Genomic DNA, 25,312 nt, shown 5'->3' with positions numbered 1-25,312 from the left:
TTTGTATCGGATCTCTATCGGTAATTGACAAATTGGAGCGCCACCGGGTAATCCTGCTGCTTGAGCATTTGAATGACCGCCTGCAGCTCATCTTTGTCTTTGCCGGAAACCCGCACCAGATCCCCTTGAATGGAGGGCTGCACTTTTTTGAAGTTGTCGCGGATTTGTTTGGCAATCTGCTTGGCCAGCGCCGCATCGATGCCCTTTTTCAGCCGAACCACCTGGCGCACCCGGTTGCCGCCGGCACTCTCCGGAGGTTGAAAGTCGAAGATCTTTAGGGAGAGGCCCCGCTTGGCCGCCTTGGTGAGGAGGAGATCGCGAATGGAGTTGAGAGCCATCTCGCTGGCGGTGGTGATGGTCAGGGATCCCTCCTCCAGCTCGATTTCTGTCTGAGTATCCTTGAGGTCATAGCGCTGTTTGATCTCCCGCCGGGCTTGATCCACGGCATTCACCAGTTCCTGCCGGTCGAAGTCGCTGACGATATCGAATGAGTAGGTAGAGGCCATAAACTGTATCTTCGCTACCGCTCCGTATCTTAAGCCCTCAGGCCAAGCAGGGATCCCCAACCCCCAAAGAAGCTACAACAGGTAAAGGGATCCCAGTCCAGATTTGCGGAGAAGCAGGATGGCCGATGTTGTTTTAATTACAGGCGCTTCCGAAGGCATCGGCAGGGCCACGGCCTTTACCTTTGCCCGTGGCGGCTACCGCTTGGCGCTGGCCGCCCGTACCGCCGAAACCCTGAGACAAACCGCCATCGAGCTGGAGCAAAGCCTAAACGCCGAGGTCTTGGCCGTTCCCACCGATGTCACGCAGCCAGAACAGGTGCAAAACCTGGTGGAGAGAACCCTAGAACGCTATGGCCGCATCGATTGTCTGATCAACAACGCCGGCATCTGCCTGAAGGGCCCTTTTTTGCAAACCACCCTGGAACACTGGCAGGCGCTGATGGCGGTCAATTTTTGGGGCTACCTGTACACCATCCGGGCCGTGCTCCCCGATATGCTGAAGCGCAAAAAAGGTCAGATCATCAACGTGGGATCGGTCGGCGGCAAGATGCCCCTGCCCCAAATGAGCGCCTATTGTGCCAGCAAGTACGCGGTCAGTGGGCTGACGGAGGCGCTGCGGCTGGAACTGCAACCCCACGGGATCCAGGTGATCGGCGTCCATCCGGGCATTGTCAGCAGCAATTTTCTCAAGCGAGCCATTTTTTTGGATGAGGGGGGGCCGGAGTCCTCTCCCGATGGCCAATCGCAAGCCTCAGGTGGGAAAGCCCGCGAGCAAATGCAACAGGCGCTGGAGAGTTTTTGGGCCAGCCGGCCAGAAGAAGTGGCCGCAGCCATTTGGGACGCCGCTCGCCAGTCCAAGTCGGAGGTGGTGGTGGGCATGGCCCAATGGGCAGTAGGAGCCTATGCCCTTTTCCCAGAGCTGGTGGGCCCGCTGCTGCAAAGGGCCGCTGGCCGACCTTGAGATTTGGCAGGTCATCTTAGGCGATTCTGCAGCTCTGCCAATTCTGGAGTCGAGCTTCTATAGATAGTATGGTGCTAAGGTTAGATTCGGGCAGTTGCAGCGGAAGGGATTATGGTTGATTCTGCGCCTTCTCCTCCGAGTGCTCAGCAGCACATCTTGGTCGTGGAGGATCGAGATGGCCGCCGCAGCCAGGTGCTGACCTCTGCGAAATACTTCATTGGTCGCGACCTGGCCAACGACATCTGCCTTAACTCCCAGTACGCCTCCCGCTACCACGCCATGCTGCTGCGCGTTCCTGCTGAGAAGGAGGGAGAGTACTACTACCGCATTCTCGATGGCGATCTGGAGGGTAGGCCCAGCACCAACGGCCTGCTGATCAACGGCCAGAAAATTTCTACCCACCAACTTAAGTCGGGGGATGTCATCAGCTTTGGTCCGGACGCCAAGGCCACCTACATCGTCAAGACCTCCTAGTTCGAGCTGGGTTGGCCTCCCTCTGGAAAGCGCAATTGCTGTCGAATTAGCAGCAGCAAGGCCAGCACCAGCGCCACTTCTGAGAGCAAGGTGGCCGAAGCCGCCCCTCGCCAACCCCACCTCGGGATCCAAACCGCATTCAAAAGCCCGTTGAGCCCCAGAGCCAGCAGTTGCAGGCGGCTGCGGGGCTTTTGCAACCCTGACCCGGTGAGCAGGTGAGACAGCAGCAGGTGGATCCCCTCCAGCAAGATCACCGGGCTAAGCCAGCGCAGGATGAGGGCCGTCTCTTGGTAAGCCGACCCCAGCACCCAAGGGATCCCGTAAGAGCCCAATGCCACCCCCAAGGCGGCCAAACTGCCGTAGCCCGCCACCCAAGGGGAAAGGTGCCAGGCGTAGCGGCAGCCCTGCGGCAGGCTTTTCTGTCCTTGGCGGCACAGCTCGGCAAAGTGGCTGGTGAGCAGAGCGATCATCGGCGTTTGCGAAAAGTTGATCACCCGGTAGGCAGCGCTGTAGAGCCCCCCCGCTGCTGCCGAGGCCAGGCGGGGCAAAAGCAGCTTGTCCAGGTCGGTGAAGGTTTTGGCCGCCGCCAGCCCCACGGCAAAGTCCCAGCCCGCCACCAGCCGTTCCCCCAGATCTCTCCAGGCCAGGGGGGGAGAAGGCTTGCTCCACCGTCCCATCCCCCGCGCCATCAGTAGCAGCACCGCCAGCACCATCAGCCCGTAGAGAATGGCCCATTGGGTTAGGGATCCCCAGCCCAAGGCCACCGCCAGCAGCACAGCCCCCAATCGCCCCAGCGCCATGCCGGTGTCGATGAGGGCCACGCCGGCAACTTGCCCTTGCCCAATCAGGATCCCTCGGTACACCTCAGGAATGGCGATAAACAGCAGGTCGCTGGCCAGCAGGATCCCTACCAGCAGGGGAGAAGTCTCCGCCAGCCAGAGGCTCAGGAGGGGCGCCAACAGCAGCGCCATCCCGCCGCAGCCCAGTCCGGCCAGCCACAGGCTGGGACTGATCTCCGGGGCAGCCGCGGCAGATCTCCGGTTGCTTAGGCGCTGGATCAGCAATTCCGATTGGCCCCAGTAGCCAAAGGGGGCAGCTAGGTTGCTGCAGGCCAAAATCGCGGAGAACACTCCAAAAGCTTCCGGCCCCAACAGCCGCGCCAGCAGGATGAAATAGGCCCCGGACAACCCCAGGCGCAGGCCATTGCCCACCATCAGCCAGGCAGCCTGGCGTAGCCGCTGTTGTTCTGCTCTATCCACGCTGCCACTCCTGGACGAGGCTTGCCAGAGCCAGGGATACTGGATGGATGCTGAGAGGGCCCGCCCAAGAGCGGGCATCTCCTCTTGATTTTGGGTGTATGGGTTGCAATTCTTCTGGCAAGTTCATGGCCAAACTCTACCCTGTCAGCGACGCCACGCGAAGCCCCAACACCTTGACCGGACGGGATCCAAAAGCCCTGTTCTCCCCCCATTCCAGGCCGCCTGCCCCTCGCCGGGTGCTTCCCCCACCCCCGCCGGACGGCGGTAGTCCTCGTTGGCTGGGATCCCTGCCGACCAAAACGGTGGGGCAAGGCTATCGGGCCGTTGTCTTGCTCTTGCTGGCCAGCCTGCTGCTGTTCGGAGGGCTGGGATCCCGCCTGGCCTACCTGCAACTGGTGCGCACCCAGTATTACCGCCAGTTGGCCGATACCAACCGCATTCGTCTCTTGCCCCAGCCGCCGGAACGGGGGCGCATTGTGGATCGCAACGGCGTGTTGTTGGCGGGCAGCCAGCTCTCCCACTCGGTCTTCCTGTGGCCGCTGGTGCAATCGCGGCAGGGCTGGCAGGAGACGATCCCCAAGCTGGCCCGGTCCTTGAACATGGCTCCCGAAGAGATTGCCCAAAAACTGGAGCAGGCGGGCTATCGCTCCCCGTTTCCGGTGCGCATCCTGCGCAACGCCAGCCCCCAGGTGGTCACTCAACTGGAAGAGATGAGCCGCGAGCTGCCGGGGGTGATGGTGGAGGCGGAGACGGTGCGGTTTTATCCCCACGGCGACTTGGCCGCTCATCTGCTGGGCTACACCGGCGAGATCCCCCTAGAGCAACTGCGGGCCGACCCTAGCTATCGCCTGGGGGATATCGTTGGCCTGATGGGAGTGGAGGAATTGTTCGAGAACCATCTGCGCGGCCAATGGGGCGGGCGACAGGTGGAGGTGGACGCCATGGGAGAGGTGCTGCGGGTGCTGGGGGAACAAGCGCCCCAACCGGGCAACACCCTGCAGCTCACTTTGGATGTGCGGCTGCAGCAGGCGGCAGAGCGAGCCCTCGGCCAGCAAAAAGGAGCAGTGGTCGCCATGGATCCCCGCGACGGCTCGATCCTGGCCATGGCCAGCTATCCCACCTTTGATCCCAACCTCTTTTCCAGCCGCATCACCCAAGCCCAGTGGGAGAGCCTGCAACAGCGGGACTTCCCCTTCCTCAACCGCGCCCTGCGGCCCTATCCCCCCGCCAGCACCTACAAAATCATCACCACCGCCGCCGGGATCGAGTCGGGAGCCTTTCCCCCGGATACGGTGCTGCAGACCGGCCCCTACATCCAGGTGGGCGGGTGGAGGTTCTGGGACTGGAACCGGGCCGGTTTCGGGCGGCTGAACTACCGCCAGGCGATGGCCTACAGCAGCGACACCTTCTTCTACCAAATTGCCCTGGGCACCAAGGCCGCCCCCCTGCAAGAATGGTCGCGCCGCTTCGGGCTGGGGCAATTGACCGGGATCGGCCTCAAAGGGGAAGCTGCTGGGCTGGTGCCCGACGCCGAGTGGAAACAGCGCCACTGGCGCGAGCCCTGGTACGTGGGCGATACGGTCAACATGTCCATCGGCCAGGGATTTATCACCGCCACGCCGCTGCAGATGGCGGTGGTAACAGCAGCGGTGGCCAACGGCGGCTGGCGGGTTCGCCCCTTGCTCTCGCAGCAGGTGATCCCGGAAAGCCCCGTGCCCCTGCGGCAGAAGGTGGGTCTTTCCCCCGCCACGCTGGAGATCCTGCAGCAGGGGTTGCGGGATGTGGTGGTCTACGGCACCGGCGGCAACGCCAACCTGGGGCCGGGCTTTCCCCCCACCGCCGGCAAAACCGGCACCGCCGAGGATCCGCCGCGGCGCTCCCACGCCTGGTTTGTCGGCTATGCCCCCTACGACCGGCCCGAATTGGTAGTCGTGGTCTTTCTGGAAAACAGTGGCGGCGGGGGTGGATCCCGGGCCGCCCCGATCTTCCGCGAGGTGATGCGGGCCTACTTCCAACGTGACTCGTGAGGCCCTGGGCGCGACTTGCCCCGGCATTCGAGGGGAGTGGATATTAGGATTATCGGTTGATCTCTCTTTGTTCCCAAAAAATTCCACTCAGCCCCCCTAAAATCCCTTCTCCAACCGGCTTCTGCCCTAACTTGGCTGTAGAATATGTCAGTGATTTGGAGCCAAACTGCCACAATCCTGCCATTCGCGCCAGCGGCGCCTTGGCGCAGTGCAGGGCAAGCCCCGCTCCTAAAAACTGAGAACACTCTGGGCCGTGGTTGCTTCGCAGCACCTCGCAAGTACGCGGCCAGAGTCTGTTTTAACCCTATTGCCTAACTCACGAGGAGATCAGGATGAACAAGGCAGAGCTTGTGGATGCCGTCGCTCATCGCGCCAACGTAACCAAAAAAGAAGCTGAAGCTGTCCTGACGGCGGCGCTGGAGATCATTGTCGAAGAGGTCGCATCCCGCGATGAAAACGGTGAACCCAAAGGAAAGGTGACCCTGGTGGGCTTCGGCTCCTTTGAGGCCCGCAAGCGCAAACAACGGGAAGGTCGCAACCCGAAGACCAACGAGAAGATGGTGATCCCAGCCAGCATTGTCCCGACTTTCACTGCAGGCAAAACTTTCCGCGATGCGGTGGCAGGTGGCCACAAGTCTTCGGGAGTTTGACGGGATCCCAGCCGTTCGCGCTCCTCAGGCGGAGTTCTCTCAGCGAACCTGGGCTTTGGGATGGACAGGCGTGCAACGGCCTCAGCATGGTGGCAATCGCGCTTGGGGGGCAGCCATTGCCGGCTGCCCTGCCGAGGCTATTTTGGATTTTTCGGCCAGCCTCAACCCCCTGGGTCCGCCGCAGTCGGTTTTGCAAGCTCTGGCTCGGGCCCTGTCGGCGTCGGATCCAGTTGCGATTAGCCGCTATCCGGATCCCGACTACCGCGAGCTGCGGGCCTGTTTGGCGCAGCGCTGGGCGGTCGATCCGGAGTGGATCTTCGTGGGCAACGGGGCGGCGGAATTGCTCACCTGGGCGGCCCGCGATGCCCAGGGACGGGAGGTTTGGCTGCCCCGGCCGGCTTTTGGGGACTATGAGCGGGCCCTGCGGGCGGCGGGTGTAACCCTCAGGGGTTTGGATCTTTTGCCCTCTCAGGGATCCCCCCCCTTGGCCTTGCTGCAGAAAGAGATCCGGGCGGACAAGACAGGCCGGGTGCTCTGGCTAAACAATCCTCACAACCCGACGGGCCGGCTTTTCCTCCGGCAAGACATCTTGCCCCTTCTGCCCCAGTTCGAGCAGGTGGTGGTGGATGAGGCTTTTATGGACTTTTTGCCAGGAGACGCCCCGCAGGAGCTGCCCCCTCTGGACGCCAGCTCAGAGGTGGGAGAGCTGCCCCGCAGCCAGACTTTGATCCCTCACCTGGAGGCCCACCCCAACACCATCGTCATCCGTTCGCTGACCAAGTTCTTTACCTTGCCCGGCTTGCGCATCGGCTTTGCTGTGGGGCATCCGGATCACTGGCGGCGCTGGCGGCAGTGGCGGGATCCCTGGAGCGTCAACGGATTGGCGGCGGTGGCGGCGGCGGCGGCTCTGGCAGATGAAGACTTTCGCCGGCGCACCCTGGCCTGGCTGCCTACGGCGCGGGAGCATTTGCTGAGAGGTCTACAGGGGCTACCCGGCTGGGATCCCTGGCCCGGCCAAGCCAACTTTGTGCTGGTGCGCTGCCCTGGCTCCGCTACGCAGATTCAAGAAAAGCTGTTGCGGCAGCACCGCATCCTGGTGCGGGATTGCCTGAGCTTTCCAGAGCTGGGGGATCGCTATCTGCGCATTGGCCTAAGAACCCTGCCGGAGCAGGAGCAGTTGCTATCGGCCTGTCGAGAGATCTTGGAAAATAGCTAGAGAGCTTCTTTCTGGCGAGAGGGATTATGGTTGAGGTGGTGACTCCCCTTTGGCGGGAGTGCGAGGCCTCTATCGTGAAGGGGGTGGCCCACCACAGCGATCTGGAACTGCTGCGAGCCTTTCAACGGCAGCCGCAGGCGGCGCGCTACTTCATCGCCCTGTTTTGCCGCTACTGCGCCTGGGTGGATGGGATCCTGGCCGAGCATCTGCCCCCGGAGCAGCGGGCTGCTTGGCGAGAGGAGGTTTGGCTGCGCCTGTATGCGCGCCTTCAGCATCTCGATGTCCGCACGCTCCAGAGCGAGGGGGGCGGGGATCCGGTGCTGGCACCCTGGCTGGCGGCGCAAATCCGCGAGCTGATCTGGCCTTTTGCGGGGCGGTCTGACGGCGCTGCTGAGGGTGAGGCTGCCCCTCCTCAAACTGCGAGCGCTGGTGCAGCGAAGCCCCCTCTTTCGCCGGCATTGGCCTGTTACCTGAGCGCGGCTCTGGACAACTTGCCGGGAGATATGCGCTTTATTCTGCTGCTACGGGATCGGTTTGGTTGGTCGCCGGAGCGCATCGCTGCCCAGCTCAAAGCTGACAGGTACTACCTCGCCCCAGAGGAGGTGGATGCCATTGTTGCCTCCGCTCGCCAGCTCCTGCTTCAGCATCTGCCGGCAGATGTGCGCGCCCTCTATCTTGCGGCCAATCCCTAGAAGAAGGCCTTCGGCTTGTGGCATGGTAGTGATGGCTTGCCTTTGTCCCTGGGGTTGGCTCTGTGGTTAAGCGGTTCTCGGGTTCAGCACCGGATCGGTTCTGCTGGCTTCCTAGCTCTTAGTCTAGCGAGGGTGAGTTGCCTATGAGTTTTTCTCCACTTCCCTCAGATGCTACTCGACCCCTACCGAGGGCCCCGCAAGCCCAGCCGACTCCTCAACTGACGCTTCAGGAAGCGCTGAGCTGCTTGCATCTGGATGAGCTCAAGGAATTGGAGCGATTTCGCCTCTGGCAACGTTTGCAGCGCAGGCCATCTGTCCCCTTGCCGTGGGCAGATCCCCTTGGAAGCGATATCCCCGTGGAGCGCTCTTCACCTGTGCTGATGCAAGAAGTCGTGGAAGACTTGGAGGAGGAAGAAACGCCACGGCCGGCGGGGGTGCTCTCCCCTCTTTGGGTCTTGCTGGTGTGGGCCCTCTCCTGCGCGGGGATCGGCTTTGGGGTGCGCTGGCTGATCTGGCCGGAAGAGCTGTCGCTTCCCCAAACCGCTGTCCTGGCCCACAAGACGGAAAAAGGGATCCCTGCCCAGGTGGATTTGGCCCGGTTGCCCTTGCTTCCCCTGGAGCCGCTGCCAGGACAGGTAGGGGAAGAGTTCTATTCAGGTGGGCTGGATCCCAGTCAGTTGGCGCTAGGGTTGGCCAACACTCCCAATCTGGAGGAGCTGCGGGTCGATCCCCTTCAGGATGTCGCCAACTTGTTGGACAGCCTACAAACCAACTTGGCCGCGGCTGTACAGAAACCTGCTCCTTCCCGCCCGAAAACAGTGGAGAAAGTGGCAGCCAGCCTGGAGCGCCCCTCTCAGCCCAAAGTGGCCACTGTTTCAGAATCTTTGCTCACGGTGCCCCTGCACAGCAACGATCTCGATTCCTTGGGGCCTAACCGCGGCGAAGGAACTTTTTTGGTGCTGACCACCTACTCCGGAGAGGAAAGCTTGGCGCGAGCTCGGCAAGTTGCCAATGACGCTTTTGTAAGAGATGTGAACGGCCAGAAGTTCGTGCAGTTGGCAGCATTTGAACAACTGGAATATGCCCGCTACCACGCTGAAACTTTGAAGAACAAGGGCTTCAACGTCACCATTGCCGAGCAGTAGCTTTGGCCAGCGGTCGGCAGGATACCCGAAGGTTAGTTACAGCCATTCATTCATTCATTGACAAGTAGCAGTGGAGCAGTGAGATGCCTAGTCCCCCTCTCCCAAAGGGAGAGGGTCTGGGGGTGAGGGCCTTTGGCAGAGCGGAACGGTCGGCAGCCCCCTCCAAACCGATGCAATCCCCTCCCCCTTCCCTTTTTCGCAACCTGACCTAGCTTTTGTAATAGGCAGTGCCTTTATTGACAAAGTCCAACGTGTAGGCGGCTTGGTAGTTAATGGTTGGCTCAAAGACACCCGCCACTGTCATGCTCTCGAAGAAGCTTTGCCAACGCTCGTGGGTCATGGCGCCAATGCCCTTTTCCAGGGCATCGCCAGACAAAATGATGCCGTACTCCTTCAGCTTCTCAAAGCTGTAGGCCAACTGCTCATCAGTCATCTCCGGGTTATCCTGCTTGATGAGGCGGTAGGCGGGGCGGGGATCCTCCAAAAAGCTGTACCAGCCCTTGATAGAAGCATCCACAAACCGCTGCACCAAGTCAGGCTTGCTTTCCACCAGTTGGCGCCGCGTCTCGATGGTGGTGGCATAGGGGTTGTAGCCGTAGTCGGCCAGGAGGAAGACCACTGGCTTAAAGCCTCCTTGTTTTTCAATGGCAAAAGGCTCAGAGGTGAGATACCCCTGCTGGGCCGAGCTGGGATCCGCCAGGAAAGGACCGGGGTTGAAGTTGTAGGGGCGGGTCTGGTCGTCGGTGAAGCCGTACTTGGCCCGCAAAAAGGGCCAGTAGGTGGTAAAAGCCCCTTTGGCCACGAAGATGGGTCGGCCCTTGAGATCCTCCAAGCGCTGGGTGCCGGGATGGGCGAGGAGAACCTGGGGGTCTTTTTGGAAAATAGCCGCCACGCAGATAAGCGGGATCCCTTCCCGCACAGCGTTGATGACCCCTGCGCTTCCCCCCATGGCAAAGTCGGCGGCTCGGCCAGCCAAAATCTGGGTGATGTTGACGCCAGGGCCACCCATTTTGATGGTGACGTCTAGCCCATACTCGCGGTAAATGCCTGTGGCCACCGCCTGATAAAAGCCGCCATGCTCGGCCTGGGCATACCAGTTGGTAGCATAGGAAACTCGCTCGAGCTTGGATCTCTGGGCCACTATCAGAGTGGGGGAAGCCCGTCGTTGAGCCTGAGCCCCTGCTGCGGCCAGCCAACTGCCTCCAAGAGCGGCAGCTCCTGCTTTGAGCAGCTGACGACGGCTGAAGGTGCCGCCCTTGGGTCTAGAGGATCCAACCGAGGCCATAGGTAACTAAAGCGAAAGATGACGCAAGCATTATACATCCCGGAGGAGACCCTGTGTGCCTGGCTACAAGAAGATCTCGGCCACGGCGATCTCACCAGCGAGCTGACCCTGCCCCCCAGCGTTGAGGGGGAGGCGGTGATCCTGGCCAAGGAGCCAGGGATCCTAGCTGGCCTGGAAATTGCCAGGCGGGTTTTCCGGCTGGTGGATCCCCAGCTAGCGTTCGCCTCCCAGGTAGAGGAGGGAGCCTCTGTTGTCGCTGGCCAGGAGGTAGTCCAGATCAAGGGATCCCTGCGGGGCATTCTGGCGGCAGAACGGCTGGCGCTGAACCTTCTCCAAAGGCTTTCCGGCATTGCCACCCTCACCCGCACCTACGTAGAGGCGCTGCGGGGAACCTCAACCCAGCTTCTGGACACCCGCAAAACTACCCCCGGCTTGCGCGCCCTGGAGAAATACGCCGTGCGGGTAGGGGGCGGCAAAAACCACCGCTTTGGCCTCTTCGACGGCATCTTGATCAAGGAAAACCACATCCGCGGCGCAGGCGGCATCTTGGCAGCCGTCCAGCGGGCCAAAGCAGGTGCCCCCCACCACCTCAAGGTCGAGGTTGAGGTGCGCAACCTCCAGGAGCTGGAGGAGGCTTTGGCGGCAGGCGCCGATCTCATCCTTCTCGATAACTTCCCCTTGGAGCAGATCCGGGCTGCCGTTCAACGGGTAGGGGGGAAAGTTCCCCTAGAAGCCAGCGGCAACATGAACCTAGAGCGCGCCCGGAAAGCGGCGGAGGCAGGCGTTGACTACATCAGTGTGGGGGCCCTGACTCACTCGGCCAAGGCCCTGGATCTCTCCTTGCTCGTGGTGCGGCCCTGAGGTTTGCCCCAGGGAGCGCTGTTTCTAATGCTAGGCTAGGTAACGATCCCGCCTAAAGCAGGAAGGCCAGTTGCTGCCTGCTGGCAACTTCTCCTTAGCCCCGCACCAGTCCAGCTCTGCACCCGTGGCCGGTCCAGCCAAAACAGAAGGTTCACCATGACCCAAGAAACCCTTGTCCAGGAAATTGCTCGACTCAAGCAGGAAAGGCAGGCCGTTATCCTAGCCCACTCCTACCAACTCCCCGAGGTGCAGGAAGTGGCGGACTTTGTGGGAGACTCCCTGGGCCTGGCCCGCGAGGCCCAAAAGACAGATGCCCAGGTCATTGTCTTTGCTGGCGTCCACTTCATGGCCGAGACAGCGGCTATCCTCAACCCGGAAAAGACGGTGCTGCTGCCGGATCTGGAGGCGGGCTGCTCTCTGGCCGACAGCATCCGCCCAGAGGACGTTCTGCGCTGGAAGGAGGCCAACCCCGAGGGGCTGGTGGTGGCCTATGTCAACACGGCCGCCGAGATTAAAGCCTTGGCCGATGTCTGCGTAACCAGCGCCAACGCGGTTCAAGTGGTGGCTAGCCTGCCGCCGGATCGCCCCATCTTTTTTGTGCCGGATATGTTCCTGGGGGCCTATGTAGCCCAGGCAACGGGGAGGGAGCTGGATCTATTCCCCGGCGAGTGCCACGTCCATGTCGGCATCCGGGAGGAGCACCTCAAGGCAATGGCAGAGAGGCACCCGGAGGCGGAGTTCCTCATCCACCCCGAGTGCAGTTGCGGCTCCAGTTGTCTATTTCTCAAGCCGGACGCCAAGCTCCTTTCTACCGAGGGGATGGTGCGTTATGCCAGAACTTCGGCCAGCCGCGAGTTTGTGGTTGCCACCGAAGTGGGCATTCTCCACCGGCTGCAAAAAGAGGCCCCCGATAAGACCTTTATCCCCGTCAAGGCGGACGCCGTCTGCGAGTATATGAAAAAAATTACCCTGGAGAAGATCTACCGCTCCCTAGTGGAGATGCGCTACGTGATCCAGGTGCCGGAGGCGGTGGCCGAAAAAGCCCGCAAGTCCATCCTGGCCATGCTGTCAGTGCCTGCTGGAGCCTAGAGGGAGCACCCTTGGCGAGGGTCTGTTTTGTCCAGTGTTGTCTACGTCTTTCCTAGCGGAAACAGACCTCTTGATCCTGGGGGCAGGGGTGGCAGGGATCTATGCAGCCCTGTGGGCGGAAGCAGAGGGAGCCAGAACCCTGGTGGTAAGCAAGGATCCCTTGCCTTCTGGATCCACTCCTTGGGCGCAGGGGGGGGTGGCTTTTCCGCTGGATGCGGCAGATGTGGAGGCCCACCTCCAGGACACCCTGCAGGCAGGCCGGGGCCTGGTGGAGACCGAAGTGGCCCGCTCCATTCTGGAGGAAGCGCCCTTTCACCTAGAGAAGCTTTTGTCCTGGGATCTGCCCTTCCATCCGGAGCCGGTGCGGGAAGGGGGACACTCGCGGGCGCGGATACGCCACCTGGGAGGGGATCGGAGCGGGCTGTGGCTCCTCAAGGGCTTGCTGGCCCGCCTGAGCAAGCCGCCTTTGCAGGGGTACACGGCCCTCAGTCTTTTGATGACCGAGGGGAGAGTGGCAGGGGTCTTGCTCCTGGGTCCTGAGGGACTGGTGCAGGTGAGGGCGGGGGCGGTTCTCCTGGCTACAGGCGGGTTTGGCAGCCTCTTCCCCCTCTCTACAGCGCCGCCGGGAGCTAGCGGCGATGGCATGGCCTTGGCCTGGCGGGCAGGGGCCATCCTAAGGGATCTGGAGTTTGTGCAGTTTCACCCCACCGTCCTGCCCAATGGAGCCCTGGTCAGTGAAGCTGCCCGAGGGGCAGGGGCCGTGCTCCTCAATGCCTGGGGGGAGCGCTTTATGCCTCGTTATGCGGAGCTGGAAGAGCTGGCGCCGCGGGATGTGGTGGCCCAGGCGGTGTTCTGGGAGCGGCAGCGGACGGGGGGAGTTTACCTTGACCTCCGGGCTGTGCCCCATCTGGAAGAGCGCTTTCCCACCGTGGTTGCCTCTGCCCGCGCTTTGAGGCTGGATCCCGGCAAGGATCCCCTACCGGTTGCTCCTGCTGCTCACTACGTCATGGGGGGGGTGCGAACGGATGCTTTTGGCCGCACTGGCCTGCCGGGCCTCTATGCTGCCGGGGAGGTGGCCTCCACAGGGTTGCACGGGGCAAACCGTTTGGCTTCCAACAGCCTTTTGGAAGGGCTGGTCATGGGCAAGCGAGCTGCTCTGGCTGCCCTGCGGGACCTCCAGGAGCCCCCCCTTCAGGTGCAGGCTCTACCTGTGCTGACAGCGCCGCCCTCTCTACTTCCCCAGCTCAGGCAGCAAGCAGAAGAAGCCCTGGGGGTGGTGCGGGAGGGAGAGCGGCTGCGGGCTTTTCTGGCTTTTGCGGAAGCCCTGCCCCTGGAGGAGAAACCGTGGGCCAGTCGGGAAGAGGTCGAGGCTGGGAGTTTGCTGTTGCTGGCTCGCTGGGTAGCCCAGGGGGCTTTGCTGCGGGAGGAAAGCCGGGGATGCCATTTCCGCAGGGATTTCCCCCAAGAAAGGGAGCCTTTCCACACCGAAGTGTGGGGCTCTACGTTTAAGCAAGCGCCGCTGGATCTGGCGGCTGCCCCAGGGCGGGGCCCTGCCTAGGCGTTCCAGGCGTGGTGGAAAACCCCCAGCCTGTCGATGCGCTCAAAGGTGTGGGCGCCGAAGAAATCCCGCTGGGCCTGGGTGAGGTTCTGGGGCAGCTCGGCGGTGCGGTAGCTGTCGTAGTAGGCCAGGGAGGCGCTGATGGCCGGGATCGGGATCCCCAAAGCTGCTGCGGTGGCCACCACCCGCCGCCAGGCTCCCTGCCGTTCCTGGATGGCCTGCTTGAACTCCTCATCCAGAAGCAGGTTGACCAGCTCCGGATCCCGCTGGTAGGCTGCCTGGATTTTGCCCAGGAGGCGGGCGCGGATAATGCAGCCCCCCTTCCAGATGCGAGGGATCTCGCTCAAGGTGTAGATGTAGCCGTGGGCAACGGTGGCTTGCCGGAGCAGCGCCATCCCCTGGGCATAGGAGCAGATCTTGGAACAATAGAGAGCGGCGCGCAGATCCTGAAGGAAGCGCTCGGGATCCCCTTCAAAGGTGGTTCCTGGCCCTTGCAACTGCTGGGAGGCAGACACCCGCTCTTCCTTCATCGACGAGAGAATGCGGGCCTGCACTGCCGCCTCGATGGTGGGCACTGGCACCCCCAAATCCAGGGCGTCCTTGACCGTCCACAGGCCTGTGCCCTTCTGGCCTGCCTTGTCCAAAATGAGATCCACCAGCGGCCTGCCCGTCTCCGCATCCAGCGTCCCCAAGATCTTGGCGGTAATCTCAATCAGAAACGACTCCAGCTCCGTCTCGTTCCAGGCTTGGAAGATCTCCTGCATCTGGGGTGCCGAAAGCTTCAGCCCCCTGCGCATGAGGTCGTAGACCTCGGCAATGAGTTGCATGTCGCCGTATTCGATGCCGTTGTGCACCATCTTCACGTAGTGCCCGCCCCCTTTGGGCCCCAGGTAGGTGACACAGGGGCCGTCCGGCCCTTGGGCGGCAATTTTGGTGAGGATGGGCTCCAGTAAGTGGTAGGCTTCCAGACTGCCGCCAGGCATGAGGCTAGGGCCGTTGAGGGCGCCTTCTTCCCCGCCGCTCACCCCCATGCCGACAAAGTGGATCCCAGTAGGCTCCAGGGCCGCGGCGCGCCGGTCGGTGTCGCTGTAGAGAGAATTGCCCCCATCGATGAGGATGTCGCCCGGCTCCAGCAGCAGTTTGAGCTCGTCGATGAGAGCATCCACCGCTGGGCCTGCCTTGACCATGATCAAGATTCTGCGGGGCCGATCCATTTGTTGCACCAACTCCGGCAGGCTGTAGGCGGGGGTAATCTGTTTGCCCTGGGCTCGCCCTTGGATGAACTGCTCGGTTTTGGAGCGGGTGCGGTTGTAGACAACAACTGGAAAGCCGTTGCGTTCGACGTTGAGGGCCAGGTTTTCCCCCATCACCGCCAGGCCGATCACCGCAAAGCTGGGCTTGCTCATGGCTGAGGTACGATCAATGCCTCACCCAATCTAAAGGTCAATCCGGCTGGCGAGGGTCAGGGATCCTATTTTCTTCACCTTTGCCAGCTTTCAAGGACAGCCGAGACTTGCGCGAGTGGAAACTCCGGTTACGGGATGGGATCCCTCTGCTCGCTGGCACAACTGGCGCAGGGCCGCCCGATCCACATAGGCCTCGCTGAAGTCGGCGCCGGCAATCTGGGCCCCTTCCCAAACGGCCCGCGCGGCGATTGCTCCCCTAAGGTTGGCCCCTCGGAGGTCAGCACCCGCTAGGTTGGCCAGATCCAGCAGGCTGTTGCTCAAATCCGCCCCAGCCAGGTTGGCCCCCGCTAGATTGGCTTTGGTAAAGGCTACGCCAGCAAGGTTGGCCTCCTGCAGGTCGGCACCCTGCAGGTTGGCGCTGACAAAGCTGCTGCCTCGCCAATCCTGACGCGACAGATCCTGCCCTCGCAGATCGGCGTTGTTGAAGTTGAGGCGAGTCTGGCCGTTCGCCGCCGATCCCCACAGACCCCACAGCAGCAGCATTGCCGCTAGCAGGATCCCCAGGGGGATCCGCATCTGGGATCCCCTCTTGGCTTTTGCTGCCTCAGGACGCTTCAAAGCGCTCAACTTCTTCCGCGAGTTCTTATCATTATCAGAAAATCTAGGTCTAGAACCCTGCCCTCTAGGGCAGCTTTTCTTGGTTTTGGATGTAGGCCACTAAGAGATGCAGAGGGGCACCCCCAACACTAGAAGCCAAGTAGCTGGGACTCCACAAGGCATTCTTGCCGTAAGGTTTAGGTAGTTTAGCTTGCCCGCACTTGCGACTCGAAACTCCCTTCAGTGCATTCACCATTTGAGAGATAGACCACTTGGGCGGGTAGGCAATTAGAAGGCGGACGTAGTCTGCCTCGCCGTTAAACTCCAAGACCTCAAAGTCCATCTTTCGGGCAACACTCTTAAACACCTCCGCAATCAAGTTTAAACTCTCTTGAGTGAGTATCTTTCGCCTGGATTTGGTGACGAACACCAGCTGAGCCTGCAGACTGGAAACACTGTTGCGGTCTCTCCTTAATTTCATGTGCTATCCTGAACATGCCAACTTGACTCTAGCCCATGAAAGCTCGATACAGGTATAGGTTCTACCCCACAGACCAACAGCGGCAGAAGCTTGCCAAGTTGTTTGGCTGTGTCAGGTACGTCTGGAATGAAGCCTTAGCCCACTGCCAAGCCGTTGGGAAGTATCCAGGGTACAACGCTTTGGCCAAGCGCCTAACCGAGCTCAAGCAATCGATTCCGTGGTTGGGCGAAGTTTCAAGTGTTGCTTTACAGCAATCTCTCAGACATTTGGACAAAGCTTACCAGCGTTTCTTTGCCCAGGAAGGAGGTGCGCCGCAGCTCAAAAAGAAAGCAGCCAAGCAGTCAGCAACGCTAACTAGGGGAGCTTTTTCTATCAACGGTAAGCGGGTTTACTTGGCCAAGGTGGGAGCCATTAAGCCTATTTGGAGCCGACCTTTGCCGAGTACCCCTAGTTCCGTCACTGTAATTAAAGACACTGCCGAGCGTTACTTTGTCAGCTTTGTGGTGGAGACGGAACCTGTTAGCATCCCTGCTCGCTCACCCAGTATTGGAGTGGATTTGGGGATTAAGACCTTCGCCGCCACAAGCGATGGGGCCAAGTTCCCCAGTCCCAACTACAGGCCTCTGTACAACCGTATTGCCCAGCTGCAAAAGCAGCTTGCCAGGCGGGTGAAGGGATCCCATCGGTGGGAGCGAACCCGGCTGAGGATTGCCAAGCTGCACAACCGCATTGCCGACATGCGGCTCGACTTCCTGCACAAGTTGTCAACCCAGCTCACAGTCGAAAACCAAGTCGTGTGCTTGGAAGACCTCAACGTTAGCGGGATGTTGAAAAACCGTCGGTTGTCCAAGGCGATTAGTCAGCAGGGGTGGCATACCTTTCGGGCTCTCTGTGAGGGCAAAGGTGAGAAGTACCAGAGGGAAGTGCGCCTAATCGACCGGTGGGAGGCTACAAGCCAGTACTGTTCGGCTTGTGGCTGGCACTGGGGCAAGTTGGATTTGGCTACCCGTGTGGTGGTCTGCGACGGTTGCGGGGCAGTGCATGACAGGGACGTCAACGCTGCCAACAACCTAAAGCAAGTCGGGATGGGGCATCGCCCGACTCTAAAACGGACGTGGAGACTGCGTAAGACTGGCTAGCCAGCAGCAGTCTGTGAAGCGTCAAGAATCTCTCGCCTTTAGGCGAGGGAAGTATGTCAAGTCAACATGCTTTGGTATGAAAGTAGCTTACTTTGACTGCGCAGCGGGCATTGCCGGCGACATGTGCCTGGGGGCGCTGCTGGATTGCGGGGTGCCCCTGGAGTATCTCAACCAGCAGCTCCAGGCCTTGGGCATCGGGGGGGAATACAACCTGCAGGTGAGTCGCGTGCAGCGCTGTGGGCAGCCTGCCCTGCAGGCGGTGGTGGAGGTGCTGGACGGATCCCTGCCCCCTCGCTCCTGGTTGGAGATCCAGGCTTTGATTGCCGGATCCCACTTGGCCCCTGCGGTCAAGGCCCGCAGCCTCAAGGTTTTCGAGAAGCTGGCCCAGGCGGAGGCAAAAGTTCATCAGGTTCCCCTGGAAAAAGTGCATTTCCACGAGGTGGGGGCGGTCGATGCCCTGGTGGATATCGTCGGCACCTGTGTTGGTCTCGATTGGCTGCAGGTGGAGCAGGTGATCTCTTCTCCCCACCCCATTGGCGGCGGCTGGGTGGACACTGAGCACGGCAAGCTGGCCGTGCCGGTGCCGGCGGTGATTGAGCTGTGGGAAATGGGACGGGTGCCAGTGTTTAGCAATGGCGTAGAAGCCGAGCTGGTCACCCCCACCGGCGCGGCCTTGGCGGTGGCGCTGGCAGAAGCGTTTGGGCCCTGTCCGCCGCTGCGGTTGGAAAAAGTGGGGCGTGGGGCCGGCAGCCGCGAGCTGCCCATTCCCAACATCTTTCGTCTCTGGATTGGCCAGTCCCAGGGGGAAGAGCCGACCGAGATCGTCTCGGTGTTGCAAACTCAGATTGACGACCTCAACCCTCAAGTGATTGCCTATACCTGCGAGCAGTTGCTGGCCCTAGGTGCCTGGGACGTGTTTACCCAGCCCATCACCATGAAGCAAGGGCGGCCGGGAGTGTTACTGACGGTGATCTGCCCGCCGGAGCGGGTGCCGGAGTGCCAAGATCTCATCTTCCGGGAAACCACCACCCTGGGCATCCGCCACTCCCAGCAGCAGCGCACCGTCCTGGAGCGAAGGATCGAGCGGGTGGAAACCCCCTACGGCCTGGTGGACATCAAGGTGGCCTGCCGCCACGGCCACATCGTCAACGCCCAGCCGGAGTTTCGCGACTGTGTGGCCCGCGCCCAAGAGTTCCGCGTGCCGGTCCAGACGGTGTGGCTGGCAGCCCAAGCGGCCTGGCAAAAGCGGCTGCAGGGGGATCCCGCCTAAGAAGGTTGGGCCTTGGACAAGCGCATGCTCGTGCATAAGATCTGGCTGGATATAAGGATTTATGGAGCCAGATCGGAAATGTTCCAGAGTAGGCAACGGGGCTCTTCCTCAGATTCCCGATGGATTGGCTCCTGTTGGACAGAGATGCGGATCCCTGACCTGCTAGCCTGAAAAATATCAATACCCCGCGCTCTTGCCGACAACCGCAACCATGGAATCCCAAGCCGCCCAATTTAACTTCGACCGCCAACTCTGGGATCGCTTTATCAGCGTAGCGCAACCCTACTTCTACCCGCGGGTGCGCTACGGGGGCTGGATCTTCTTCGGCTTGCTAGCAGCATCCATGGTGTTTGTGGTTGCCCTCATGTTTTTTGTCGAGATTGGGGTAACCCTGGTTGGACAGGCTCTTTTTCCAGAGTTCTTCCGCACCCTAGCAGCAGGCTTGGTCGAGCAAACAGAGAGGAATTTAGCCTCGCCGGTGCTATGGGTGGCCGCAGCCAGTTTGGCCCTGAGCAGCCTGGCCTTTGGGCTGGTGTGGCGCCAGATTTGCCGCCGTTGGCTGCAATGGGTGCTGCTGACCTTTTTGTTGTTCCTGTCGCTAACGGTAAACCGGCTGAACGTGATGATCAGCTTTATCTTCCGGTTTATCGACACGGCTCTGCAGCAAAAAGAAGAGAGCACCTTCTGGCAATTTTTGATCATCTATGGCGTGCTGATCATCTCCGCCATCCCCATTTTGGTTATTTACCGATATACACGGCTAAAGCTGGCCCTGTTTTGGCGGGAATGGCTGACCGACTACTTTCTGGATCGCTACTTTGATCGGCGGGCCTACTACGAGCTGGATTCCAACGCCGCTAACACAGAGATCGATAACCCTGACCAGCGCATCTCGGAAGATGTACGCTCCTTTACCGGCACCACTCTTTCTTTTTTGTTGGATATTCTTGACTCCATCCTCACCCTCTACGCCTTTACTGGGATTCTCTACAGCATTTCCCGCCCCCTAGCGGTGGGGCTAGTTATCTATGCTACCATCGGCACCGGGATCGCCATTTTGGCCGGCCGCAAGCTGATTAAAATTAACTTCGATCAACTGCGCTACGAGGCCGACTTCCGCTACAGCCTAGTCCACGTGCGGGACAACGCCGAGTCCATTGCTTTTTACCAAGGGGAAGACCTGGAGCTGAGACAGATCTTGAACCGCTTTGCTGCCGCCTTGCGCAACTTTAATTTGCTGATCATCTGGCAGGCCATTATCGACATTTTTCAGTACGCCTATAACTATTTCACTCGCATTGTGCCCTACGTAATTGTGGCCCCCCTTTACTTTAGCGGCGTGCGCGATTTCGGCACCATTACCCAGGCTACCATCGCCTTTAGCCAGGTGCTGAGCGCCCTTTCGATTGTGGCCAACCAGATCCAGAGCATCTCCAGCTTTGCCGCCGGGATCAACCGCCTGGGATCCTTTTACGAAGCTTTGGAGAATCCTGCCCTGCGCCAGCTGCGCCCTCGAGAAAGTACCATCCAAACCCGCATTGCTCCCCAACTGGCCCTGCAGCAGGTGACTTTGCTAACGCCTAATTCGGAACGAACCCTGGTGCGGGATTTGTCCTTGACTTTAGAGGCGGGCCAACGGCTGCTGATTGTGGGAGCCAGCGGCAGCGGCAAGAGCTCCCTCCTGCGGGCCATTGCCGGCCTGTGGAACAACGGCCAGGGATCCATTGCCCGCCCCGATACCACCGAGATGCTCTTCCTGCCGCAAAAGCCCTACATGCTGCTGGGATCCCTGCGGGATCAACTGCTCTACCCGGGCCGCCGCCGGGATCTTAGCGACGCAGATCTCCTCCGAGTTTTGGCCCAGGTGAACCTGGCCGATTTGCCGGAGCGGGTGGGCGGCTTCGACGTGGAGAAAGATTGGGCTAGCACCCTCTCTTTGGGCGAACAGCAGCGCTTGGCCTTTGCCCGCATTTTGATTACTCAGCCCCGCTACGCCATTTTGGACGAGGCCACCAGCGCCCTGGATGTGGCCAACGAAAAGCTGCTCTACCTGCAACTGCAGCACCTCAACACCACCTACGTCAGTGTCGGCCACCGACCCACTCTCCTGGCCTACCACGATCTGGTCTTGGAGCTGCAGGGCAACGCTGCTTGGAAGCTCTGGTCGGCGGCAGACTACGGCGCCCGCCTGGCGCTGGCCGGCTAGAGATGCTGCCGCAGCTCTCAATCTGCGGCGGCACCCCTCACCCCCATCCCCTCTCCCTCTGGGAGAGGGGGGCAGGCTGTTCTAACCCCAACCCACAGAACTGGACGCGACCCAGGGGAGATGCTACCCTGTTTCACAGGTATTCCGACCGGATTACTGGAGAATCAGATGACTCCCTTTGCCGCCTCTGAGGCCAAGCGCTCCAAGGTGGAGCAGATCAAAGCAGATAGCCACTTCCTGCGGGATCCCTTGCGGCAGGAGCTGGCCCAGGACACCACCCACTTCAGCGAGGCGGCGGTGCAGGTGCTCAAGTTTCACGGCGCCTATCAGCAAGACGACCGGGATCTGCGGCAGCAGCGGAAGCAGGAAGGTCTGGAGCGGGCCTACCAGATGATGTTGCGCACCCGCATTCCAGGGGGGCATGTGCCGCCACAGCTTTACTTGACCCTGGATCGGCTGGCGGAGGAGTACGGCAACGGCACTTTGCGGGCCACCACCCGGCAGACCTTTCAATTACACGGGATCTTGAAGCAAAACCTCAAGGCCACCATTGGCAGCATCATCCGGCAGATGGGATCCACCCTGGCCGCCTGTGGAGACGTCAACCGCAACGTCATGGCGCCGGTCGCCCCCCACAAAAACCGGCCTGCCTACCGCTATGCCCAGGAGTATGCCCGCAAGCTGGCGGATCTCTTGGCTCCGAAGACTTCTGCCTACTACGAGCTGTGGGTGGATGGGGAGGCGGTTGCCATCCCGCCGGTGGATGCGGAAGTCCGGGAAGCGGAGCAGTTTGTCGGCAACGGGGTGAGGCTGGAGGGGCCAGAACCTCTGTATGGCCCGGTCTATTTGCCCCGCAAGTTCAAGACGGCCATCGCCGTAGCTGGGGAGAACACCGTCGATGTGTACTCCCAAGACCTGGGTTTGATCGTGCTCACCGACCGCAAGGGCAACCTCAAGGGCTTCAACATCGTGGTGGGCGGCGGCATGGGGCGCACCCACGGCAAGGAGGAGACCCAACCCCTTTTGGCCCAGAAACTCTGCTTTGCCCCGCCGGAAGCGGTGTACCGGATTTGCCAGGCGGTTTTGGCGGTGCAGCGGGATCACGGCAACCGCTACGACCGCAAGCAGGCGCGGCTGAAGTATCTGGTGCGCGACTGGGGGATCCGCAAGTTTCGCCGCGTGGTCGAGCAGTACCTGGGGGAAAAGCTATTGCCCTTCCGACGGATGCCCAAGTTTGTCCCCAATAGCGACGACTACCTGGGCTGGCACGAGCAGGGGGATGGCCGTTGGTTTTTGGGCCTCTCCATTGAAAATGGCCGCATCCAGGATACGCCGGAGCGGCAGCTGAAAACGGCCCTGCGCAAGATTGTGGAGGAATTTTCCCTGCACCTGCGGCTTACCCCCACGCAGGACGTGATCTTCATCGACATCGAGGAGGGCCAGCGAGAGGCCATTAACCAGATCCTCAAGTCCCACGGGGTGCTCTCCAAAGAGGAGATCCCGGAGCTGGTGCGGCTTTCCATGGCCTGTCCGGCGCTGCCCACCTGTGGCTTGGCCATTACCGAGTCGGAGCGGGCCCTGCCCACCCTGATCCGCCAGTTGGATCAGGTGTTGCGGGAGCTAGATCTGCAGGATTCGCCCTTTTTGGTGCGCATGACCGGCTGTCCCAATGGCTGTGCCCGCCCCTACTTGGCAGAGCTGGGACTGGTGGGATCCGCTCCCGATCACTACCAGATTTGGCTGGGGGCCAGCCCGCAAGGGGATCGCCTGGCTCAGCCGTTTCAGGATCGGGTGCACATCAGCCAAATTGTGCCTTTGATGAGGATTCTCCTGCAGCTCTACAAACAGGAGCGCCACCCCCAAGAGCGCTTTGGCGACTACTGCCACCGGGTGGGGATCCCCTACCTACAGGCCCAGGTGCAGCAAAGGGATGGCGTTTTTGCCTGAAGGGATCCCTCAAAAACGAGACCAAGCCTGTAGCCATTCCCGGAGCGCTTCCAGCCATCCAATCGGTTCGGGCTTGGCTGCTTCTGGAGCTTCCTCCTCGCTAGCCGGCAAGCTAACTTGGTCAGGGTGCACCCTGTAAACTCGGATGGGTTTGGCGTTGGGAAAAGGTTTCACCGAAAGAGGCTCCACCTGCAGGAGTTGCCCTTCCACTGCTCGATACACGGCTGCCGAGATGAGCAACCGGGAGCTCTGTTCCTCAGACTGTTCCCCCCCTTCCGAAAAATCCTCAACCGACTCCAGCCAGGTGGCAACATTGACCGACTTGCCAAAGGCAGACAACCGCTGCGGATCTTGGGGATCAATGGGGAGCAGAAGAACCGGTCCGTAGTGGATCCCGATGGCAAGCTTGACCTGCGGGTAGGAGAGTTGCCGCAGAGACCTATTCAACTCCGCCACCGACTGCCCAAGCGCCAACCCCGCCTGCAGCGCCTGCTGTATGGCCAGCTCGGGTTGTTTGAGACCAAACAAGGCCAAACTTCTCAGCCCACTCTGGTTGGCCAGTACTCCCCCATATTGCTGCACCAAGGCCCCCATTTGGGCGAAGTAGCGACCCAAGGTGTAGACAACATCGTAGGGAAAGTTCTCCTCGTCGAAGTTGGCTGTCCCCCGCAGCGAAGCGCTGAGAATGGCGGCGGTGACTTGGCTGCCGACCGAATGGGCCTGCAATTGATGTTGAGCTACTTCCACATCTGCTTTATCGATCACCAGCCGCTGCAGGGTGACATCTCCAGTGATGCGGGTTTGACAGGCCAGACGAATATGTACAGGAAGGTCTAGCCGTTGAGCTAACTTCTTCTCGGCAGGGGTCATGCTGCGGCAGTTTTGGCTGCCTTCCAAAATCAGAATGCGACAGGTGGAGCAGGCGGCATTGCCCCCACAGGCATGGACATGGCGCACCCCCGCCTTGAGCAGATTTTCCAGAACCGTGAGCAGGGGATTGGCTTCCAAGGTGAGGTTGTCGGGGTAACAGGTGATCCGCATGGTTAAGAGGGAGTGAGGGGTGGCAAAAAAATTCAGCACTACCTAAATTCAGTACGGCATTGCCCTCCCCTTGGATGCTGTTTTCAAAAGTTTTGGGTATTGGGTAACCTCACCCCGCAGCCTGCCCCGGCGCCGATGATAGAGTACAGAGGAGTCTTCTGCGCGAGCCCTTTATGCCTCAGTCCAAACCCCAAGAATCCCCAGCCCGCAAGCTCCTCAACATTTTGCTGCTGGTGGTGGGCACGGTAACTTTCTTGGGCTTCTCCTTTGGCCCGCTATTCCAGGCCCTCGGGCCTTCCGAATCTCCAGAGGCCAGCCTGGTAACCGAGCAACTGCGGGCCCAGGCGGACGGCTACCGGGCTGTGCTGGAACGGGAGCCGGATAACCCCATCGCCCTGCGGGGGTTGATCGACACGCAACTGCAGCTCAACGAGCCGCAAGGGGCCATCGAGCCGCTGAAGAAGCTGGTGGAACTGGAGCCGGAAAATCGGCAACTGCGAGCTTTTTTGGCCCAGATTCAGCAAGATACAGGGGATCTGGAAGGGGCATTAGAGCAGCTCCAGATCCTTCACGAGAAGGATCCCAAAGATAGCCAAGTCCTGCAGGAGCTGGCCGACGTTCAACTAGCGCTGGGCCGCCCTTCTCAAGCCATTGAACTACTGGAGAACTATCTGAAGGAAGTCCCGGAAGATAACGATGTCCGTCTGCGCTTGGCCTTTATCTACGTCCGCAATAACCAGACGGAAAAGGCTGTCGCCCTCTACGACGAGATGATTGCGGCGGATCCCAGCGACTTTGCGCCCGTGTTGGGCAAAGCAATAGCCCTTAGCTCCGCCACCGATGAAAACCTACGGGCAAAAGCCCCGGAGCTATTTGAGCAAGCAGCCCGCCTGGCCCCACCCAAGCTGCGGGAGCAGATCCGGCAAGAGGCCGAGCTCTCTGCCCAAAGAAACCAGCCTCAGGCTGTTGAGAGCCAGGAGACTGCTCCCTGAGGAGAGTCGTCCCCCTCAAGACTCGGAGACCTCCTTGAGGGCCGCTTCCACCGAGGGATAGATCTCGAAGAGGGAATCTAGGTGGGTAACCTTGAGAACCAGCTTCGCTTGTTCTCCCAGGCTGCAGAGCTTGAGAGGACAGCCGGCAGCGGAACAGAGGCGTCTTGCCCACACCAAAGCCGACACCCCCCTACTGTCGATCAGCGGAACCTGACTTAGATCCAGCAAGAGATGTCTTGGTTTCTCGGCGAGAACCGTGCCCAGCTCTTGGCGCACCAGAACCGGATCCAGCTTTCTTGGCGGAAGCTTGACGAGGGTAACAAGGGATCCCTTGGGGCTGAGCCGGGTGGAAACATTCACAAAAGGCTGAGAAAGTCAAGGGCGGGAGCCACATTGATTCTGAACCAAAGCCGCCGGGTTGGGTTCCGCCGGGCAACTTTTATTTGAGATGTGGGAAGGTACAGCCTTTTAATTTAAAATAGGGTACAGGTATTCAAGAGGAAGGAGAGA

General features: G+C 60.6%; 23 protein-coding genes. 15 read left to right on the top strand and 8 right to left on the bottom strand.

From position 1 onward, the window contains the following. Nucleotides 1-14 precede the first annotated feature (14 nt). Nucleotides 15-506, bottom strand: a complete 492-nt coding sequence (locus NW846_RS06000; protein ID WP_099884135.1) for a YajQ family cyclic di-GMP-binding protein — start codon at nt 504-506, stop codon at nt 15-17. Nucleotides 507-624: 118 nt separating this feature from the next. Here NW846_RS06000 and NW846_RS05995 point away from each other — a divergent pair, with 118 nt between their 5' ends. Together NW846_RS05995 and NW846_RS05990 are read left to right on the top strand one after the other, a co-directional pair. Then, the gene (locus tag NW846_RS05995; RefSeq protein ID WP_011429821.1) at nt 625-1,467 is read left to right on the top strand and encodes an SDR family oxidoreductase; all 843 of its coding nucleotides are present in this window, start codon (nt 625-627) and stop codon (nt 1,465-1,467) included. A 111-nt stretch (nt 1,468-1,578) separates the two neighbouring features. Further along, a complete protein-coding gene (locus NW846_RS05990; RefSeq protein ID WP_011429822.1) occupies nt 1,579-1,941 on the top strand; it encodes an FHA domain-containing protein in 363 nt (120 codons plus the stop codon). Here NW846_RS05990 and NW846_RS05985 read toward each other — a convergent pair. Next, on the bottom strand, nt 1,938-3,200 hold the full coding sequence (locus NW846_RS05985) for a lipopolysaccharide biosynthesis protein (RefSeq protein ID WP_414515559.1): 1,263 nt from the start codon (nt 3,198-3,200) through the stop codon (nt 1,938-1,940). The genes NW846_RS05990 and NW846_RS05985 overlap by 4 nt on opposite strands. 125 nt (nt 3,201-3,325) lie before the next feature. On the opposite strand from NW846_RS05985, the gene mrdA reads away from it, so the two are divergent. The 5 genes from mrdA to NW846_RS05960 all read left to right on the top strand — a co-directional run bounded on the left by mrdA (nt 3,326) and on the right by NW846_RS05960 (nt 8,930). Beyond that, the gene (gene mrdA / locus NW846_RS05980) at nt 3,326-5,227 is read left to right on the top strand and encodes a penicillin-binding protein 2 (protein WP_414515557.1); all 1,902 of its coding nucleotides are present in this window, start codon (nt 3,326-3,328) and stop codon (nt 5,225-5,227) included. 332 nt (nt 5,228-5,559) lie between these two features. Further along, nucleotides 5,560-5,877 carry an HU family DNA-binding protein gene (locus NW846_RS05975; protein WP_011429825.1) on the top strand — a complete coding sequence of 106 codons (318 nt, stop codon included), beginning with the start codon at nt 5,560-5,562 and terminating at the stop codon, nt 5,875-5,877. After that, complete coding sequence (locus tag NW846_RS05970; RefSeq protein WP_346426044.1) at nt 5,852-7,093, top strand: threonine-phosphate decarboxylase; 1,242 nt, start codon at nt 5,852-5,854, stop codon at nt 7,091-7,093. Before NW846_RS05975 ends, NW846_RS05970 begins: the two co-directional genes overlap by 26 nt. A 26-nt stretch (nt 7,094-7,119) precedes the next feature. Further along, nucleotides 7,120-7,785 carry a hypothetical protein gene (locus NW846_RS05965; RefSeq protein ID WP_011429827.1) on the top strand — a complete coding sequence of 222 codons (666 nt, stop codon included), beginning with the start codon at nt 7,120-7,122 and terminating at the stop codon, nt 7,783-7,785. Between the two features lie 380 nt (nt 7,786-8,165). Next, nucleotides 8,166-8,930 carry a hypothetical protein gene (locus NW846_RS05960; RefSeq protein ID WP_414347513.1) on the top strand — a complete coding sequence of 255 codons (765 nt, stop codon included), beginning with the start codon at nt 8,166-8,168 and terminating at the stop codon, nt 8,928-8,930. A 208-nt stretch (nt 8,931-9,138) separates the two neighbouring features. Here NW846_RS05960 and NW846_RS05955 read toward each other — a convergent pair whose 3' ends face one another. After that, nucleotides 9,139-10,215, bottom strand: coding sequence for an ABC transporter substrate-binding protein (locus NW846_RS05955; RefSeq protein ID WP_414347501.1), 1,077 nt, complete (start codon nt 10,213-10,215; stop codon nt 9,139-9,141). An 18-nt stretch (nt 10,216-10,233) separates the two neighbouring features. Here NW846_RS05955 and nadC point away from each other — a divergent pair, with 18 nt between their 5' ends. From nadC to NW846_RS05940, 3 genes are all read left to right on the top strand, one after another. Further along, nucleotides 10,234-11,076, top strand: a complete 843-nt coding sequence (gene nadC / locus NW846_RS05950) for a carboxylating nicotinate-nucleotide diphosphorylase (RefSeq protein ID WP_011429830.1) — start codon at nt 10,234-10,236, stop codon at nt 11,074-11,076. Nucleotides 11,077-11,232: 156 nt separating this feature from the next. Further along, the gene (gene nadA, locus NW846_RS05945; protein ID WP_414347504.1) at nt 11,233-12,165 is read left to right on the top strand and encodes a quinolinate synthase NadA; all 933 of its coding nucleotides are present in this window, start codon (nt 11,233-11,235) and stop codon (nt 12,163-12,165) included. Nucleotides 12,166-12,202: 37 nt separating this feature from the next. Next, nucleotides 12,203-13,723: an L-aspartate oxidase gene (locus NW846_RS05940; RefSeq protein ID WP_414515555.1), complete on the top strand. Its 1,521-nt coding sequence runs from the start codon at nt 12,203-12,205 to the stop codon at nt 13,721-13,723. Here NW846_RS05940 and gndA read toward each other — a convergent pair. The 3 genes from gndA to tnpA all read right to left on the bottom strand — a co-directional run bounded on the left by gndA (nt 13,720) and on the right by tnpA (nt 16,207). Beyond that, nucleotides 13,720-15,129, bottom strand: coding sequence for an NADP-dependent phosphogluconate dehydrogenase (gndA, locus tag NW846_RS05935; protein WP_414515553.1), 1,410 nt, complete (start codon nt 15,127-15,129; stop codon nt 13,720-13,722). The two genes, NW846_RS05940 and gndA, sit on opposite strands and share 4 nt — an antisense overlap. A 90-nt stretch (nt 15,130-15,219) precedes the next feature. Next, nucleotides 15,220-15,705 carry a pentapeptide repeat-containing protein gene (locus NW846_RS05930; protein ID WP_414347157.1) on the bottom strand — a complete coding sequence of 162 codons (486 nt, stop codon included), beginning with the start codon at nt 15,703-15,705 and terminating at the stop codon, nt 15,220-15,222. A gap of 106 nt (nt 15,706-15,811) precedes the next feature. After that, nucleotides 15,812-16,207 (bottom strand): IS200/IS605 family transposase, encoded by a 396-nt coding sequence (gene tnpA / locus NW846_RS05925; protein WP_414347159.1) that lies wholly within the window; start codon nt 16,205-16,207, stop codon nt 15,812-15,814. Between the two features lie 35 nt (nt 16,208-16,242). Between tnpA and NW846_RS05920 the strand changes: the two genes are divergently transcribed. From NW846_RS05920 to NW846_RS05905, 4 genes are all read left to right on the top strand, one after another. Then, nucleotides 16,243-17,346, top strand: coding sequence for an RNA-guided endonuclease InsQ/TnpB family protein (locus NW846_RS05920; protein WP_099812285.1), 1,104 nt, complete (start codon nt 16,243-16,245; stop codon nt 17,344-17,346). A gap of 76 nt (nt 17,347-17,422) precedes the next feature. Further along, nucleotides 17,423-18,616 carry a nickel pincer cofactor biosynthesis protein LarC gene (gene larC / locus NW846_RS05915; RefSeq protein ID WP_414347162.1) on the top strand — a complete coding sequence of 398 codons (1,194 nt, stop codon included), beginning with the start codon at nt 17,423-17,425 and terminating at the stop codon, nt 18,614-18,616. Nucleotides 18,617-18,827: 211 nt separating this feature from the next. Next, a complete protein-coding gene (locus NW846_RS05910; protein WP_011429836.1) occupies nt 18,828-20,822 on the top strand; it encodes an ABC transporter ATP-binding protein/permease in 1,995 nt (664 codons plus the stop codon). A gap of 168 nt (nt 20,823-20,990) precedes the next feature. Beyond that, on the top strand, nt 20,991-22,769 hold the full coding sequence (locus NW846_RS05905; protein ID WP_414347164.1) for an NADPH-dependent assimilatory sulfite reductase hemoprotein subunit: 1,779 nt from the start codon (nt 20,991-20,993) through the stop codon (nt 22,767-22,769). Between the two features lie 9 nt (nt 22,770-22,778). On the opposite strand, the gene NW846_RS05900 is transcribed toward NW846_RS05905, so the two are convergent. After that, nucleotides 22,779-23,849 (bottom strand): 2Fe-2S iron-sulfur cluster-binding protein, encoded by a 1,071-nt coding sequence (locus NW846_RS05900; protein ID WP_414515550.1) that lies wholly within the window; start codon nt 23,847-23,849, stop codon nt 22,779-22,781. 134 nt (nt 23,850-23,983) lie between these two features. Here NW846_RS05900 and NW846_RS05895 point away from each other — a divergent pair, with 134 nt between their 5' ends. Then, nucleotides 23,984-24,802: a tetratricopeptide repeat protein gene (locus NW846_RS05895; protein WP_414515549.1), complete on the top strand. Its 819-nt coding sequence runs from the start codon at nt 23,984-23,986 to the stop codon at nt 24,800-24,802. A 15-nt stretch (nt 24,803-24,817) separates the two neighbouring features. Here the strand turns inward: NW846_RS05895 and NW846_RS05890 are convergent, their stop codons facing one another. Beyond that, nucleotides 24,818-25,162 (bottom strand): STAS domain-containing protein, encoded by a 345-nt coding sequence (locus NW846_RS05890; protein WP_414348693.1) that lies wholly within the window; start codon nt 25,160-25,162, stop codon nt 24,818-24,820. Nucleotides 25,163-25,312: the final 150 nt, after the last annotated feature.

Origin of the sequence: Synechococcus sp. W60.3 (assembly GCF_047502615.1) — a bacterium.
GTDB lineage: Bacteria > Cyanobacteriota > Cyanobacteriia > Thermostichales > Thermostichaceae > Thermostichus.
Note: the sequence above shows the minus strand (reverse complement) of the source record. Positions and strands in the feature narration are given on the sequence as shown.

Excerpts from the sequence above, each read along its gene's own strand:
- NW846_RS06000 (WP_099884135.1), bottom strand. The coding sequence starts at position 506 with ATGGCCTCTACCTACTCATTCGATATCGTCAGCGACTTCGACCGGCAG.
- NW846_RS05995 (WP_011429821.1), top strand. The coding sequence starts at position 625 with ATGGCCGATGTTGTTTTAATTACAGGCGCTTCCGAAGGCATCGGCAGG.
- NW846_RS05990 (WP_011429822.1), top strand. The coding sequence starts at position 1,579 with ATGGTTGATTCTGCGCCTTCTCCTCCGAGTGCTCAGCAGCACATCTTG.
- mrdA (WP_414515557.1), top strand. The coding sequence starts at position 3,326 with ATGGCCAAACTCTACCCTGTCAGCGACGCCACGCGAAGCCCCAACACC.
- NW846_RS05975 (WP_011429825.1), top strand. The coding sequence starts at position 5,560 with ATGAACAAGGCAGAGCTTGTGGATGCCGTCGCTCATCGCGCCAACGTA.
- NW846_RS05965 (WP_011429827.1), top strand. The coding sequence starts at position 7,120 with ATGGTTGAGGTGGTGACTCCCCTTTGGCGGGAGTGCGAGGCCTCTATC.
- NW846_RS05960 (WP_414347513.1), top strand. The coding sequence starts at position 8,166 with ATGCAAGAAGTCGTGGAAGACTTGGAGGAGGAAGAAACGCCACGGCCG.
- NW846_RS05955 (WP_414347501.1), bottom strand. The coding sequence starts at position 10,215 with ATGGCCTCGGTTGGATCCTCTAGACCCAAGGGCGGCACCTTCAGCCGT.
- nadC (WP_011429830.1), top strand. The coding sequence starts at position 10,234 with ATGACGCAAGCATTATACATCCCGGAGGAGACCCTGTGTGCCTGGCTA.
- nadA (WP_414347504.1), top strand. The coding sequence starts at position 11,233 with ATGACCCAAGAAACCCTTGTCCAGGAAATTGCTCGACTCAAGCAGGAA.
- gndA (WP_414515553.1), bottom strand. The coding sequence starts at position 15,129 with ATGAGCAAGCCCAGCTTTGCGGTGATCGGCCTGGCGGTGATGGGGGAA.
- NW846_RS05930 (WP_414347157.1), bottom strand. The coding sequence starts at position 15,705 with ATGCGGATCCCCCTGGGGATCCTGCTAGCGGCAATGCTGCTGCTGTGG.
- tnpA (WP_414347159.1), bottom strand. The coding sequence starts at position 16,207 with ATGAAATTAAGGAGAGACCGCAACAGTGTTTCCAGTCTGCAGGCTCAG.
- NW846_RS05920 (WP_099812285.1), top strand. The coding sequence starts at position 16,243 with ATGAAAGCTCGATACAGGTATAGGTTCTACCCCACAGACCAACAGCGG.
- larC (WP_414347162.1), top strand. The coding sequence starts at position 17,423 with ATGAAAGTAGCTTACTTTGACTGCGCAGCGGGCATTGCCGGCGACATG.
- NW846_RS05910 (WP_011429836.1), top strand. The coding sequence starts at position 18,828 with ATGGAATCCCAAGCCGCCCAATTTAACTTCGACCGCCAACTCTGGGAT.
- NW846_RS05905 (WP_414347164.1), top strand. The coding sequence starts at position 20,991 with ATGACTCCCTTTGCCGCCTCTGAGGCCAAGCGCTCCAAGGTGGAGCAG.
- NW846_RS05895 (WP_414515549.1), top strand. The coding sequence starts at position 23,984 with ATGCCTCAGTCCAAACCCCAAGAATCCCCAGCCCGCAAGCTCCTCAAC.